Raw genomic sequence first — 13,716 nt, 5'->3', positions numbered from 1 at the left:
CCCCACGACGAGAGAACGGTGACCGACCATGTACGACCTGGTAGTGGTGGGCGCGGGCCCCTACGGACTGTCGATCGCGTCCCACGCGGCGGCGGCCGGGATCGGGGTGCGCGTCCTCGGCCGCCCGATGGCCTCCTGGCGGGACCACATGCCCGAGGGGATGTTCCTCAAGTCCGAGCCCTGGTCCTCGAACCTGTCCGATCCCTCCGGCGAGCACACCCTGGCCGCCTACTGCGCGTCCCGGGGGCTGCGCGCCGAGCACGGCACCCCGCTGCCGATCGGCGTCTTCACCGAGTACGGGCTGTGGTTCGGGCGCTCGGCCGTGCCGTCGGTCGAGGAGGAGACGGTCGTCTCCGTGCGCCCCCGCACGGAGGGCTTCCTGGTGGAGACCGAGGGAGGCGAAACGATCCTGACGCGGACCGTGGCCCTGGCGGTCGGCGTGATGCCGTTCGTCCACCGCCCCGAGCCGCTGCGGGCCCTGCCCCGCGAACTCGTCACGCACAGCAGCCACCACCGGGACCTGTCGCGCTTCCGCGGCCTGGACGTCACGGTGATCGGCGCCGGGCAGGCCGCCCTGGAGACCGCCGCGCTGCTGGCCGAGTGCGGCGCCCACCCCCGGGTGGTGGCCCGCGCCGGCAGCGTCGCCTGGAACACCCCGCCCCAGCCCCTGGAGCGCTCCGCGCTGCGCTCCCTGATCGACCCGCACTGCGGGCTGGGCACGGGCTGGCCGAGCTGGGTGTGGTCCGAGACCCCCTGGGTGGTCCGCCGCCTGCCCGGCGCGCTGCGGACGCGGATCGTGGACCGGGCGCTGGGCCCGGCCGGGGCCTGGTGGCTGCGCGACCGCGTGGAGAGCCGGATCCCGGTGCTGCTCGGCCAGCGGCTGAGGGCGGCCGTCCCGGCCGGCGGGGGAGTGCGGCTGAGCCTGGAGACGGCCGAGGGGGCGGCCACGACCCTGGAGACCGACCATGTGGTGGCCGCCACCGGCTTCGTCCCGGACATCGGGCGGCTGGGCCTGCTGGACCCGTACGTGCGCAACCGCCTGCGGCTGGCGGGGACCGGCCGGGCGCCCGAGGTGGACGGCCGGTTCGAGTCCTCGGTGCCGGGCCTGTTCTTCGCCGGGCTGCTGACGGCGCCGTCCTTCGGCCCGTCCATGCGGTTCGTCTACGGGGCCGGTTTCACGGCGGAGCGGCTGGTGCGCGGGGTCCGGCGCCGGCTGGGCGGGCGCCGCGGCGCCCCGGTGCCCGGCAGCCGGCGCTCGGCCGGCTCCCGGGCCACGGTGACCCTGGGCTGAGCCGTGTGTCCCCGGGCCCGCGCCGCCGCGGGCCCGGGAACGCGCGCCGCGGCCGACCGGCGGTCCGCCCGGTCACGGGAATCCGTTGGTGGCGTCCGACGTCTTGACGCTGTCTGTCATGCACCCCACGATCTATGGGAGCGCTCCCAGGTCTTGTGGGGCGCGTCTCGTCATGCCGTCGCGTCGCCCCGTCCGTTTTCCCACGCCGGAAGGACCGAACTGTGACACCTCATCCGCCCCCTCAGCACCCGGCGGCGGGCCGCCCGCGCCGCGGCAGGCGCCGCGTGCTGGGCGCCGTGGCCGCCGCCGGACTGCTGGCCGGCGCCCTGACCGCCCCCGTGTTCGCGGCCGAGTCAGCCGACGGCCCCGAACTGATCGCCAACGGCGACTTCTCGAACGGCACCACCGGCTGGTGGTGGACGGAGAACAGCCCCGGCGAGGTCGTGGACGGCCGGCTGTGCGCCGAGGTGCCCGCCGGCACGGAGAACCCCTGGGACGCCATCGTCGGGCAGAACGACATCCCGCTCACCGCGGGCGAGGGCTACGAGCTGAGCTTCACCGCCAGCGCCAGCGAGCCGATCACCGTCCGCACCAACGTGCAGATGGCCACCGAGCCCTGGACCACCGAGCACGCCTCGGCCGACCAGATCGGCGCGGAGGCGAAGACCTTCAGCCACGTCTTCACCGCGAAGGCCGACCACGAGGCCGCCCAGCTCGCCTTCCAGATCGGCGGCAGCGAGCAGGCGTACACCTTCTGTCTGGACGACGTCTCGCTCACCGGCGGCGCCGAGCCGCCCGTCTACGAGCCCGACACCGGCTCACCGGTGCGCGTCAACCAGGTCGGCTACCTCACCGAGGGGCCCAAGAACGGCACCTTCGTCACCGACAAGACCTCGGCCCTGACCTGGACGCTCAAGGACGCCGACGGCACCGAGAAGGCGTCCGGCACCACCACCCCCAAGGGCGTCGACCCGACCTCCCGCCAGAACGTCCACACCTTCGACTTCGGCGACTTCGACGAGGCGGGCGAGGGCTACACCGTCACCATCGACGGCGAGACCAGCGAGCCCTTCGACATCGGCGACGACCTGTACTCCTCGCTGCGCTCGGACGCGCTCGCGTACTTCTACCACAACCGCAGCGGCATCGAGATCGACGCCGACCTGGTGGGCGAGGAGTACGCCCGCCCCGCCGGGCACGTCGGCGCCGCGCCCAACCAGGGCGACACCGAGGTCCCGTGCCAGGAGGGTCTGTGCGACTACACCCTCGACGTCTCCGGCGGCTGGTACGACGCCGGTGACCACGGCAAGTACGTCGTCAACGGCGGCATCTCCGTCGCCCAGGTGATGTCCAACTACGAGCGCACCCTCACCGCCGAGGGCGCCGACGGCGCCGAGCTCGGCGACGGGAAGCTCCGCGTCCCCGAGCGCGGCAACGGCGTCCCGGACGTACTGGACGAGGCCCGCTGGCAGATGGACTTCATGATGCGGATGATGGTGCCCGAGGGCGAGGAACTCGCCGGCATGGCGCACCACAAGATCCACGACAGGCAGTGGACCGGACTGCCGCTGCTGCCGCACCAGGACCCGCAGCCGCGCGAGCTGCACGCGCCGTCCACCGCCGCCACCCTCAACGTGGCCGCCTCCGCCGCCCAGTGCGCCCGCCTGTTCGAGGAGTACGACGCGGACTTCGCCGCGAAGTGCCTGGACGCCGCCGAGACCGCCTGGGCCGCCGCCAAGGCGCACCCGGACGTGCTCGCCGACCCCAACGACGGCACCGGCGGCGGCGCCTACAGCGACAACGACGTGAGCGACGAGTTCTACTGGGCCGCGGCCGAGCTGTTCGTCACCACCGGTGAGGACACCTACCGCCAGGAGGTCCTGAACTCTCCGCTGCACGGCGACACCGACGCCGTCTTCCCGCGCGGCGGCATGTCCTGGGGCGCCACCGCCGGCCTGGGCGCGCTCAGCCTGGCCACCGTGCCCAACGACCTGACCGACGCCCAGCTCAGGGGTGTGCGCGCCATGGTCACCGAGGCCGCCGACGGCTACGCCGCCGACTCCCGCGGCGCCGCCTACGGCGTGCCCTACGCCCCGCAGGACAACCACTACGTGTGGGGCTCCAACAGCCAGGTCCTCAACAACATGGTGGTCCTGGCCACCGCGCACGACCTGACCGGCGAGGCCGCCTACCGCGACGCGGTGCTGCGCGGCATGGACTACCTGCTGGGCCGCAACCCGCTCAACCAGTCCTACGTCACCGGCTACGGCGAACGCGACTCGCGCAACCAGCACCACCGGTTCTGGGCCAACCAGCTCGACCCCGACCTGCCCAACCCGGCGCCCGGCTCCGTCGCGGGCGGCCCGAACGTCGAGATCCAGGACCCGATCGCCCAGGACAAGCTCCAGGGCTGCGCCCCGGCGATGTGCTACATCGACCACATCGAGTCCTGGGCCACCAACGAGATCACCATCAACTGGAACGCCCCGCTGGCCTGGATCGCCTCCTACCTCGACGACCTCGGCCAGGGCGGCAACGGCGAGGACCCGGGCGGCGAGGAACCGGGCGAGACGCCCTCCTGCGAGGTGACCTACTCCTCCAACCGGTGGAACAGCGGCTTCAGCACCAATGTGACGGTGAAGAACACCGGCACCGCCACGCTCAGCGGCTGGGAGCTGACCTGGGCCTTCGCCGACGACCAGAAGATCACCCAGGCGTGGAACGCCCAGGTCGTCCAGACCGGGCGGAACGTCGTCGCCAAGCCGGCGCAGTGGAACACCACCATCCCGATGAACGGCTCCGTGAACTTCGGCTTCAACGGGACCTCCGCCGGCCAGGCGGCCGACCCGGCCGCCTTCTCCCTGAACGGGAAGGCGTGCACGGTCAAGTGACCTGACACCTCGACCGCGCGCCACCGACCGGAGGGCCGGGGCGCCCCGCACCGGGGCGTCCCGGCCCTCCGCCGTCAGTTCCCGCCGTCAGCCCCCGTGCTCAGGCCCGCCGCAGCCCGTCGCCGGCCGGGGAGCCGATGACGACGGTGGCGTACAACTCCTCGCAGACGGCCGTCCGCGGCACCAGCCCGGCCCGCGCGACGGCTTCCGCCGTCCGCGGCGCCTGGCGCCCGCCCGTCTCCACCAGCAGGTGCCCGTCCGGCGCCAGCCACCGCGGCGCCTCCTCGATCACCCGCCGCTGCACGCCGAGCCCGTCCGGCCCGCCGTCGAGCGCCGACGGCGGTTCGTGCTCGCGGGCCTCCGCCGGCAGCAGCCCCATCTCGCCGGTGGGCACATAGGGCGCGTTGACGACCAGCACGTCGACGCGGCCGCGCAGCTCGGCGGGCAGCGGGGTGTACAGGTCGCCCTGGTACACCCGGCCCCCCGCGGGGGCGACGTTGCGGCGCGCACAGCGCACCGCGGCCGGATCGATGTCGGAGGCGTGCAGCTCCACCCCCTCCACGGCCGCCGCCACCGCGGCGCCCACCGCGCCCGAACCGCAGCACAGATCGACGACGACGGCGTCGCGCCGCCGCCCGGCGAGCGCCGCGGCCCGCCGGGCGAGGAACCCGGTACGGCGGCGGGGCACGAAGACCCCGGGCTCCACGGCGATACGCAGACCGCAGAACTCCGCCCAGCCCAGGACGTGTTCGAGCGGCAGACCGCCCGCCCGGCGCTCCACCATGGCGGCGAGCTCATCGGGGGTGCGGGCGGCGGACAGCATCAGCCGCGCCTCGTCCTCGGCGAAGACGCAGCCTGCGGCCCGGAGCCGCGCGGCGACGGTGGGCAGGGGGGACAGAGAGGACAGGGGGGAAGGAACGGCGGAAGGGGAGGAGGAAGAGGGATGGGACATGAGGGCCTTTCGGGATGCCGAAGGGCGCTCTCGCGATCAACCGCGCCGGGAAACCGGCACCTGCGCGGGACCGCGGGACGAGAGAGCCCTGCCTGACCTGGCGTCGACCGGTCTCACCCCCTCGCGTCGCACTGTGTCGCGGAGCGGCAACACTACAGGACCGGGGCTGTGCGTTCGGCGGAACCGGACGGCCGCCGGTCCCCGGCTCCCGGCTCCCGGTTCCCGGTTCCCGGAGGCCGGTCGCGGGGACGCCTTCCGCCCGGGTGGCACCCCCGCGTACCCGCCGCGGGTGGAGCGGCGGGTCGGCGGGTCGGCGGGGGAGGTTCGGGGTAGCGGTGGAATCGGGCCCGCCGCCGCGGCGGGCCGGAGGACTTCCTGAGCACAGGAGAGGCTGCGAAGACGTGTCACAGAAGGTGCGGGCGGTCATCGCCCGGCGGAAGAACGAGCCGGTCACCGTCGAGACGGTCGTGGTACCCGACCCCGGTCCCGGCGAGGCGGTGGTGAAGGTGCAGGCGTGCGGGGTGTGCCACACCGACCTGCACTACCGCCAGGGCGGCATCTCCGAAGACTTCCCGTTCCTGCTGGGGCACGAGGCCGCGGGCGTGGTGGAGTCGGTCGGCGAGGGCGTGACCGAGGTGGAACCCGGCGACTTCGTGATCCTGAACTGGCGGGCGGTGTGCGGGCAGTGCCGCGCCTGCCGCCGCGGGCGGCCCTGGTACTGCTTCGCCACCCACAACGCCGCGCAGAGGATGACGCTGGAGGGAGGCGCCGAACTGTCCGCGGCGCTGGGCATCGGGGCGTTCGCGGACAAGACCCTGGTCCACGCCGGGCAGTGCACCAAGGTCGACCCGGCCGCGTCGGCGGCCGTCGCCGGCCTGCTGGGCTGCGGTGTGATGGCCGGCCTCGGCGCCGCGCTGAACACCGGGAACGTCCAGCGCGGCGACAGCGTGGCCGTCATCGGCTGCGGCGGGGTGGGAGGGGCGTCGGTGATGGGCGCCAATCTGGCCGGAGCCTCGCGGATCATCGCCGTCGACATCGACGACCGCAAGCTGGCCACAGCCCGGAAGCTGGGCGCCACCCACACCGTCAACTCCCGCGAGAACGACCCGGTGGAGGCGGTGCGGGAGCTGACCGGAGGGTTCGGCGCGGACGTGGTCATCGACGCCGTCGGCGTCCCCGAGACCTACCGGCAGGCCTTCTACGCCCGGGATCTGGCCGGGACGGTGGTGCTGGTGGGGGTGCCCACCCCCGAGATGAGGCTGGAGCTGCCGCTGCTGGACGTCTTCGGCCGGGGCGGGGCGCTGAAGTCGTCCTGGTACGGCGACTGCCTGCCCTCCCGCGACTTCCCCATGCTCATCGACCTCTACCTCCAGGGGCGGCTGGACCTGGACGCGTTCGTCAGCGAGACCATCGCGCTGGACGGCGTGGAGGAGGCGTTCGACCGTATGGAGGCCGGCGACGTGCTGCGTTCGGTGGTGGTCCTGTGAGCACCGTCCGCGTCGACCATCTGACCACCTCCGGCACCTTCTCCCTGGACGGCGGCACCTGGGAGGTGGACAACAACGTCTGGATCGTCGGCGACGAGGACGAGGCGCTGGTCGTCGACGCCGCCCACGACGCCGACGCCATCGCCCGCGCGCTGGGCGGGCGGCGGCTGACCGCCATCGTGTGCACCCACGCCCACGACGACCACATCGACGCCGCCCCGGCCCTGGCCGAGGCCACCGGCGCGCCCGTCCTCCTCCACCCCGACGACCGGCCGCTGTGGGACCTGACCCACCCCGGCCGGGCGCCGGACGGGGAACTGGCGGACGGCCGGACGCTCACCGTCGCCGGCACCGGGCTGACGGTGCTGCACACCCCCGGCCACGCACCCGGCGCGGTCTGCCTGTACGCCCCGGCGCTGGGCACGGTCTTCACCGGCGACACACTCTTCGCCGGCGGACCCGGAGCCACGGGGCGGTCCTTCTCCCACTTCCCGACCATCATCGACTCCATCCGCGACAGGCTGCTCACCCTCCCGCCGGAGACGGTGGTGCGCACCGGCCACGGCGAGTCCACCACCATCGGCGCCGAGGCGCCCCACCTCCAGGAGTGGATCGACCGGGGGCACTGAGCCCGTGACCGGGACGGGCCGGTGCCGTGCGGTGCCGTGTGGTGCCGCACGGGCCGGTGCGGTGCCGTACGGCGGGTCAGGTGCGGGTGACGCGGGCGACCAGGTCGAGCCAGCCGGCCTCCAGGCGGTCCAGCGGCATGCCGCGCCGCCGGGTGAGGTGGTGCAGGAGCGCGACGTCCAGGTGGCTCGCGAGGGTGTGGGCGAGCAGTTCGGCGTCGCCGCCGACGTCCGCCTCGCGCAGCAGCGCGGTGAGGTGGGTGAGGACCAGACGGCGGGGCGGGGGCTCGAAGCGCCTGCACGCCTCCGGCTCGGCGGCCAGCAGCAGGGCGCGGTGGGCGGCCAGGTGCCTGAGCGTGGCGATGCCGAACTCCTCCAGCCGCCGCACGGGGGGCGCCCCGGGGCCCAGCGGCGGGGGGCCGGTGAGGAAGGACTCCTGGTAGAGGCGCTCGGAGTGGTCCAGGAGGGCCATGAGCAGACCGCCCCGGTCGCCGAAGCGCCGGAAGACCGTCCCCTTGCCGACCGAGGCGGCCGCCGCGACCGCCTCCATGGTCAGGTGCTCCGGACCGCGCTCGGCCACCAGCCGGGCGGCGGCCTCCAGCAGACGCGTCCGGTTGCGGGCCGCGTCCGCGCGCATGGGGGGCGTCTGGCCGGCCAGCGGCAGTAGCGGCTGCCCGGCGGCCTGCTCGGTGGCCTGTTCGGCCGTCTGCCCGGAGTGGCCTTGTTCGTCGTCGGGCGGCGCGGTTGGGGTCACGAACCTCAGCGTACCCCTGCGGGAAGAAAATGGACCACGGTCCGGTTAGCGTGCTAGAAAGTATTCGGACCACGGTCCGTTTACCGCTCCACTCCTTTCCGACTCCCCGGGAGACGTCATGTCCGTCCGTATCCTCGCCCTCGTCGGCAGCCTCCGCTCCGGTTCGCACAACCGCCAGCTGGCCGAGGCCGCCGTGAAGCACGCCCCCGAGGGCGTCGAGATCGTCCTCCACGAGGGGCTGGGCGACCTGCCCTTCTACAACGAGGACGTCGATGTCGAGGGCTCCGTGCCCGCCGAGGCCGCGCGGCTGCGCGAGGTGGCCGGCGGAGCCGACGCCTTCCTGCTGTTCTCGCCCGAGTACAACGGCACCATCCCGGCCGTGCTGAAGAACGCGATCGACTGGCTCTCCCGCCCCTACGGCGCCGGCGCCCTGTCCGGCAAGCCGGTGGCCGTCATCGGCACCGCCTTCGGGCAGTACGGCGGCGTGTGGGCGCAGGACGAGGCCCGCAAGGCCGCGGGCATCGCGGGCGCCACCGTGCTGGAGGACGTGAAGCTCTCCATCCCCAACTCGGTCGTGCGCTTCGCCGAGGCCCACCCGGCCGACGACGCCGAGGTCACCGGGCAGCTCGTCGAGGTCCTCGGCAAGGTCTCGGCCGCCGCCGCGCCGTCCGCCGCCTGACCGGACCGCACCGGCCCGACCGCGCTCGACCGCACCGCGGCGTCGCGGCGGCACACGAGGCGGCAGCGTACGAGGGGGCCCTCCGGATCCCGGAGGGCCCCCTCGCATGCTGTCCCGGGGTTCAGCGGATCCGGTGGTTCCGCCGTCGAGGAAGGGTGTGGGCGTGCCGTCGGCGAGGGTGCGGGCCCGGCCTTCCAGGCCCCGGAGCGCGGTCCGGCGCCGCCGGGGTGTGTCACGGGCCGGTACGGCGCGGGCACGGACGGCCGGCGGGCCCGGGGCCCGCCGGCGGCGCGGTCAGGACACCTCCTCGACCACCTCCAGGTTCACGAAGCGGGGCTCCTTGCTGCACAGCCCCCTGATCTGCTCGGAGATGCGCTGGGTCTCGGGCAGTTCGCTGTTCCTCATCGCCTCCTCGTAGGAGGGGAACTCGACGATGTCCACGTAGTGCGTGGAGTTCTCGCGGTCCTGCCCGTGCATCTCACGGGAGAGGGTCCGCTTGCCCTCCGTCATCCGCATCCACTGCTCCCAGAGGTCCATCATCTCCTTGTCGTGCGTCGTCTCGTACTCGATGAGCTGTACGAACGTCATGGGACTCCTCCTGCGGCTGTCGCTACCGGGCCTTGGCGTACTCCTCGGCCATGGCACCGGCGAAGTCGTACGCCACGACCGTCTCGTCGCCGACGACCCAGGCGTCGTGCCCCGGCGGGCAGACGAACACGTCGCCCGGCCCGACCTCGGCCTCCTGGCCGTCGTCCATGCGCAGCCGCATCCGCCCCCGCACCACATAGCCGTTGTGGTGGATCCGGCAGCTGTCCGTTCCGGCGATCGGGCCCACCGACTCCGACCAGCGCCAGCCGGGCTCGAACGTGGCCACGGCGAAGTCCAGCCCGGTGAGGTGGAGGGCTTCGAGGTGGCCACGGGGGAAGTCGCGCCGCTCGTCCGGCTTCTCGGTGGTCTTGACTTCCAGCATGGCTGAACCTCCGTTTCACGCCATATGTCCATGATGCGCCTGTGGGACGCAACAGGGAACCGGCAGGGAGCGGGGATCACGGAGATCCGGCAGGGCGTCCGGAACCCGTACCGGCCGCTGCCGGCGTCGGGGGCCGGCGCCGTGCACGGGAGGCCCGGTCAGGGGACCAGCGGGCCGTCCAGGACCCGGAGCCCGGCCGCGCGGTCGCCCTCCCACACGATCCGCCCGTCGTCGCCCGGGACGCGTCCCCACAGCATGAGCAGCAGGTCCGCGGCGGTGGCGGAGGCCGTGGCGACCGGAGTGCCGGGGCCGTGGACCCACGACGCGCCGGTGTCGGTGGAGACCAGGCGTACGGCCTGCCCGGGCGGGACCGCGCGCCCCCGTGCCAACTGCCGCGGGGCCATGGTGTCGAACACCTCCGCCACGCCCTCGGCGGCCGTCTCCGTGTCGAGCGGACGGGCCGTGCCGAGCGCGTTCTCGGCGTCCCACCGGTGCACGAGGGTCTCCAGGCAGCGGCGCCGCCGCCAGAAGCCGACCGTGTGCGGAGGGTGGAACGTCCAGGCCGGGGCGGAGGGATCGGCCCGCAGGGCGTCCAGCAGCACCGAGCACGTCTCCTCGAACCACCCCGCCAGCTCCTCCGGATCCCGGGGAACCCGGGGCCGGTGGTCGCCGTGCCCCTCGGTCACGGCCGCCGCCGCCCACAGGTTGCCCGTGCCCAGGTGCCCGGCCAGATCGCGCAGCGTCCAGCCGCCGCAGTGCTCGACGGGGGCGTCCAGGTCCCCGTCGAGACAGGCCCGGAAGGCCTGGAGTTCGTGCTGTGTCCGGGTGAGGAGGGACAAGGAATCCATGGCCGTCAAACCTAGCCGGACCCCCGGCGGCACGGAGCCGTTTTCACCACGGCAGGAAGGCGTGGACCTCCTTGCCGTCCGGCAGCGGGTGGACGCTGAGCCGGTCGGCGATCCGCTCGACGATGGACCAGCCGAAGCCGCCCCCGCCGCTGTTCAGGTCCGCCTGGCGGGGCTTGGGCGGGGCCGGGTCGCTGTCGCGGACGGTGACCTGCACGCGGTCCTCGGTGAACGCCAGGCACAGGGTGAGCGGGCCGGGGGCGTGGCGTACGGCGTTGGTGACCAGTTCGGAGACGACCAGCAGCACGTCGTCGTGCGAGCGCTCCCCCGCGGGCGGCTCGGTGTCCGCCAGTGTCGTCAGGAAGGCGTCGGCCGCGTCGCGGGCCTGGGCGATGGTGCCTGAGTGGCCGTCGAAGTCGGCGCGCAAATGGGGAGCCCCCAAACCCTCGCTCAGCAGTTCCATCGCCGGTCCCCCAGTCAACACAGCGGTGTCCATGGTGCGTCTTCCCGCTGTTGTCCACACCATACGCCGGTGTCGCACCGCCTCGCCGCAATCACCGCCGGGGGCGGACCGGGGCAAGGGTCCCGAGGGGGAGGAGCGCTCAGCCGGCGACGGTGAAGAACTCTGCCAGACCCACCAGTTCCAGCAGCCTGCCGGGCTGCTCACCGACGCCGGTCAGGGTCAGGGGGACCCCGCGGTCCCGGCAGCGGCGCTCCAGGGAGAGCAGGGCGTGCAGGCCGGCGGAGTCCATGAAGGGGACGCTAGACAGGTCCACGGCCAGGCTCCGCCACGACTGGTCGAGTTCCTCCAGGACGCCCGTCAGGGCCGGCGCGCTGTCGTGGTCGACGTCACCGCGGGGGTGCAGGACGACGGTGTCGTGTTGGCGGGTGATGGCGACGGACAGGGTGTGCATGGCCCTTCGGCCCCCTTCCGGGGTGGATCGGCTCGTGTCGGCCGGAGATGGCTTCCGGATCGGGCGGTTCGGGGACGTCCGGCCGGCGCGGGCGGGGGGAGCCCCCCGACCAGACGGCGAGGCGGCTCCTCCCACCGTCACACACCTGGAGCCGCCGCGCCACCATCGTTGTCCCAAATACCGGCCCGTGCGCACGTCCGGGTGAGCCGGGTGGGACGGGAGGCGGCCGTGTGCCGGCCGGGACCGGCGCCGGTTCACCGCCCACCGGTCCGGACACGGCGGTGACGCCGGCGGGGTTCCGGGGCATTCAGACGGTATGCCCGCCGGGCCGCCGGCCCGGCGGGCGGTGACGCCGATCGGAGGGATGCCGTGACCAGCCACAAGGACCGCATGCTCGCCGGGGAGCCCTATCTCGCCGACGATCCCGAACTGGCCGCCGACCTGCAGCGCGCGGCCGAGCTGTGCGAGCGGTTCAACGCCTCGCCGGCCGCTGACCCCGCCGCGCGCCGGGCGGTGCTCGCCGAGCTGCTGGGCGGGCTGGGGGAGGGGGCCGAGGTCCGGCCGCCGCTGTACGTCGACTACGGCTACCGGATCACCATCGGGCCCGGCACGTTCGTCAACTTCGGCGCGGTCGTGCTCGACGTCGCCCCCGTCTCGATCGGCGCCGACGTCCAGATCGGCCCGAACGTCCAGCTGCTCACCCCGACCCATCCGCTCGACCCGGAGCGGCGCCGCGCCAAGTGGGAGGCGGCCGAGCCCGTCACCGTCGGCGACAACGTGTGGCTGGGGGGCGGTGTCATCGTCTGCCCCGGTGTGACCGTGGGCGAGAACACGGTGGTCGGCGCCGGGGCGGTCGTCACCCGGGATCTGCCCGCGAACGTCGTCGCGGTGGGCAATCCGGCCCGCGTCGTCCGCGAACTCTGAGTCCGGGCCGCCCCGTTGGGGCCGGAGGAGGACGAATGCCCGGTTGCTCACGACCGGCGGTGATGTGCGCGGATCCGGGGGTGGGAGGGAAGTCTAGGGTGCGGCCCGTCTTGTCATGTCCCCTGGGATGGCCATAGAGTCCGCCGCGCAGTGATGGGAGCGCTCCCAGAGCCTCCCTGCCCCGCTCCTGCCGAAAGGACAGCATGACTTCCCCCCTGCGCATCCCCCTCCGCCGCCTACCCCGGACACGCGCCGCCCTGCTGGCTCTCCTGATGGTCGCGGGGGTCATGACGGCCCTGACCGCCACGGCGCAGCCCGCGCGCGCCGACGAGCGGATCTGCGACCAGTACGGGAGCACCACCATCCAGGGCAAGTACGTTGTGCAGAACAACCGCTGGGGCACCAGCGCCACCCAGTGCATCGACGTGACGGGCACCGGGTTCCGGCTCGCCCAGGCAGACGGCTCCGTACCGACCAACGGGGCCCCCAAGTCCTACCCCTCGGTCTACTACGGCTGCCACTACACCAACTGCTCCCCGGGCACCAACCTGCCGGTGCAGGTCAGCTCGATCGGCAGCGCGCCCAGCAGCATCTCGTACACCTACGTCGACAACGCCGTCTACAACGCCTCGTACGACATCTGGCTCGACCCCACACCGAAGAGGGACGGGGTCAACCGGACCGAGATCATGATCTGGCTCAACCGGGTCGGCCCGATCCAGCCCATCGGCTCCCGAGTCGGCACGGCGAACGTCGGAGGCCGCAACTGGGAGGTGTGGACCGGCAGCAACGGATCCAACGACGTCATCTCCTTCATCGCCCCCTCGGCGATCACGAGCATGAGCTTCGACGTCATGGACTTCGTCGACGAGACGGTCGCCCGCGGCATGGCCCAGCGCTCGTGGTACCTGACGAGCGTCCAGGCCGGCTTCGAGCCGTGGCAGAACGGCGCCGGCCTGGCCGTGAACTCCTTCTCCGCGTCCGTCAACACCGGCGGCAGCGGTGGCGGTGACGGCGGCGGCGGGGAGCCCGCGCCGAGCGGCTGCGAGGTCACGTACACCACCAACTCCTGGTCGAACGGCTTCACCGCCGACGTCCGCGTCAGGAACACCGGCTCCACCGCGATCAACGGCTGGGAGATGAACTTCGCCCTGCCCGCGGGCCAGTCGGTCACCAGCGCCTGGAACGCCACGGTCTCCTCCGCCGGAGGCACGGTGACGGCCCGCCCGGTCGAGCACAACAGGAACATCGAACCGGGCGGCACCCAGTCGTTCGGCTTCCAGGGAACCCACTCGGGGGGCACGCTCGCCAAGCCGGCCCGTTTCACCCTCAACGGCACCGTCTGCACGGTGAAGTGAACCGCGCACGGCGGACGCCTTAGGG

The 13,716-nt window shown here is 73.4% G+C and carries 14 protein-coding genes; 7 read left to right on the top strand and 7 right to left on the bottom strand.

Annotated features, from left to right (window positions below):
- Positions 1–28 precede the first annotated feature (28 nt).
- The gene (locus BMY40_RS05120; RefSeq protein ID WP_093655951.1) at positions 29–1,291 is read left to right on the top strand and encodes an NAD(P)-binding domain-containing protein; all 1,263 of its coding nucleotides are present in this window, start codon (positions 29–31) and stop codon (positions 1,289–1,291) included.
- A gap of 284 nt (positions 1,292–1,575) precedes the next feature.
- Positions 1,576–4,182, top strand: a complete 2,607-nt coding sequence (locus BMY40_RS05115) for a glycoside hydrolase family 9 protein (RefSeq protein ID WP_245769917.1) — start codon at positions 1,576–1,578, stop codon at positions 4,180–4,182.
- 100 nt (positions 4,183–4,282) lie between these two features.
- Here BMY40_RS05115 and BMY40_RS05110 read toward each other — a convergent pair whose 3' ends face one another.
- Complete coding sequence (locus BMY40_RS05110) at positions 4,283–5,134, bottom strand: putative protein N(5)-glutamine methyltransferase (RefSeq protein ID WP_177213883.1); 852 nt, start codon at positions 5,132–5,134, stop codon at positions 4,283–4,285.
- A gap of 401 nt (positions 5,135–5,535) precedes the next feature.
- Here BMY40_RS05110 and BMY40_RS05105 point away from each other — a divergent pair, with 401 nt between their 5' ends.
- The gene (locus tag BMY40_RS05105) at positions 5,536–6,621 is read left to right on the top strand and encodes an S-(hydroxymethyl)mycothiol dehydrogenase (protein WP_093655947.1); all 1,086 of its coding nucleotides are present in this window, start codon (positions 5,536–5,538) and stop codon (positions 6,619–6,621) included.
- Complete coding sequence (locus tag BMY40_RS05100) at positions 6,618–7,250, top strand: MBL fold metallo-hydrolase (protein WP_093655946.1); 633 nt, start codon at positions 6,618–6,620, stop codon at positions 7,248–7,250. The genes BMY40_RS05105 and BMY40_RS05100 overlap by 4 nt, the downstream gene beginning before the upstream one ends.
- Before the next feature lie 76 nt (positions 7,251–7,326).
- On the opposite strand, the gene BMY40_RS05095 is transcribed toward BMY40_RS05100, so the two are convergent.
- On the bottom strand, positions 7,327–8,010 hold the full coding sequence (locus tag BMY40_RS05095) for a TetR/AcrR family transcriptional regulator (protein WP_425443081.1): 684 nt from the start codon (positions 8,008–8,010) through the stop codon (positions 7,327–7,329).
- A 109-nt stretch (positions 8,011–8,119) separates the two neighbouring features.
- Here BMY40_RS05095 and BMY40_RS05090 point away from each other — a divergent pair, with 109 nt between their 5' ends.
- A complete protein-coding gene (locus tag BMY40_RS05090) occupies positions 8,120–8,680 on the top strand; it encodes an NAD(P)H-dependent oxidoreductase (protein WP_093655944.1) in 561 nt (186 codons plus the stop codon).
- Positions 8,681–8,974: 294 nt separating this feature from the next.
- On the opposite strand, the gene BMY40_RS05085 is transcribed toward BMY40_RS05090, so the two are convergent.
- The 5 genes from BMY40_RS05085 to BMY40_RS05065 form a co-directional block, all read right to left on the bottom strand.
- Entirely contained in the window at positions 8,975–9,268 is a 294-nt protein-coding gene (locus BMY40_RS05085; protein WP_093655942.1) for a hypothetical protein, read from the bottom strand.
- A gap of 22 nt (positions 9,269–9,290) precedes the next feature.
- On the bottom strand, positions 9,291–9,650 hold the full coding sequence (locus tag BMY40_RS05080; RefSeq protein WP_093655940.1) for a cupin domain-containing protein: 360 nt from the start codon (positions 9,648–9,650) through the stop codon (positions 9,291–9,293).
- Positions 9,651–9,808: 158 nt separating this feature from the next.
- Entirely contained in the window at positions 9,809–10,498 is a 690-nt protein-coding gene (locus BMY40_RS05075; protein ID WP_093655938.1) for a maleylpyruvate isomerase family mycothiol-dependent enzyme, read from the bottom strand.
- A gap of 43 nt (positions 10,499–10,541) precedes the next feature.
- Positions 10,542–10,991, bottom strand: a complete 450-nt coding sequence (locus BMY40_RS05070) for an ATP-binding protein (RefSeq protein ID WP_245769870.1) — start codon at positions 10,989–10,991, stop codon at positions 10,542–10,544.
- A 106-nt stretch (positions 10,992–11,097) separates the two neighbouring features.
- A complete protein-coding gene (locus tag BMY40_RS05065; RefSeq protein ID WP_093655934.1) occupies positions 11,098–11,409 on the bottom strand; it encodes an STAS domain-containing protein in 312 nt (103 codons plus the stop codon).
- Between the two features lie 390 nt (positions 11,410–11,799).
- Between BMY40_RS05065 and BMY40_RS05060 the strand changes: the two genes are divergently transcribed.
- On the top strand, positions 11,800–12,333 hold the full coding sequence (locus BMY40_RS05060; protein ID WP_093656694.1) for a sugar O-acetyltransferase: 534 nt from the start codon (positions 11,800–11,802) through the stop codon (positions 12,331–12,333).
- A gap of 203 nt (positions 12,334–12,536) precedes the next feature.
- Positions 12,537–13,691, top strand: a complete 1,155-nt coding sequence (locus BMY40_RS05055; protein WP_093655932.1) for a glycoside hydrolase family 12 protein — start codon at positions 12,537–12,539, stop codon at positions 13,689–13,691.
- The last annotated feature ends 25 nt before the right edge of the window (positions 13,692–13,716 follow it).

This window comes from Streptomyces radiopugnans, from assembly GCF_900110735.1.
Lineage (GTDB): Bacteria > Actinomycetota > Actinomycetes > Streptomycetales > Streptomycetaceae > Streptomyces > Streptomyces radiopugnans.
The sequence above is the reverse complement of the archived record's forward strand: the minus strand, read 5'-3'. Positions and strand labels throughout refer to the sequence as shown.

Excerpts from the sequence above, each read along its gene's own strand:
- BMY40_RS05120 (WP_093655951.1), top strand. The coding sequence starts at position 29 with ATGTACGACCTGGTAGTGGTGGGCGCGGGCCCCTACGGACTGTCGATC.
- BMY40_RS05070 (WP_245769870.1), bottom strand. The coding sequence starts at position 10,991 with ATGGACACCGCTGTGTTGACTGGGGGACCGGCGATGGAACTGCTGAGC.
- BMY40_RS05055 (WP_093655932.1), top strand. The coding sequence starts at position 12,537 with ATGACTTCCCCCCTGCGCATCCCCCTCCGCCGCCTACCCCGGACACGC.
- BMY40_RS05060 (WP_093656694.1), top strand. The coding sequence starts at position 11,800 with ATGCTCGCCGGGGAGCCCTATCTCGCCGACGATCCCGAACTGGCCGCC.
- BMY40_RS05075 (WP_093655938.1), bottom strand. The coding sequence starts at position 10,498 with ATGGATTCCTTGTCCCTCCTCACCCGGACACAGCACGAACTCCAGGCC.
- BMY40_RS05065 (WP_093655934.1), bottom strand. The coding sequence starts at position 11,409 with ATGCACACCCTGTCCGTCGCCATCACCCGCCAACACGACACCGTCGTC.
- BMY40_RS05080 (WP_093655940.1), bottom strand. The coding sequence starts at position 9,650 with ATGCTGGAAGTCAAGACCACCGAGAAGCCGGACGAGCGGCGCGACTTC.
- BMY40_RS05090 (WP_093655944.1), top strand. The coding sequence starts at position 8,120 with ATGTCCGTCCGTATCCTCGCCCTCGTCGGCAGCCTCCGCTCCGGTTCG.
- BMY40_RS05085 (WP_093655942.1), bottom strand. The coding sequence starts at position 9,268 with ATGACGTTCGTACAGCTCATCGAGTACGAGACGACGCACGACAAGGAG.
- BMY40_RS05110 (WP_177213883.1), bottom strand. The coding sequence starts at position 5,134 with ATGTCCCATCCCTCTTCCTCCTCCCCTTCCGCCGTTCCTTCCCCCCTG.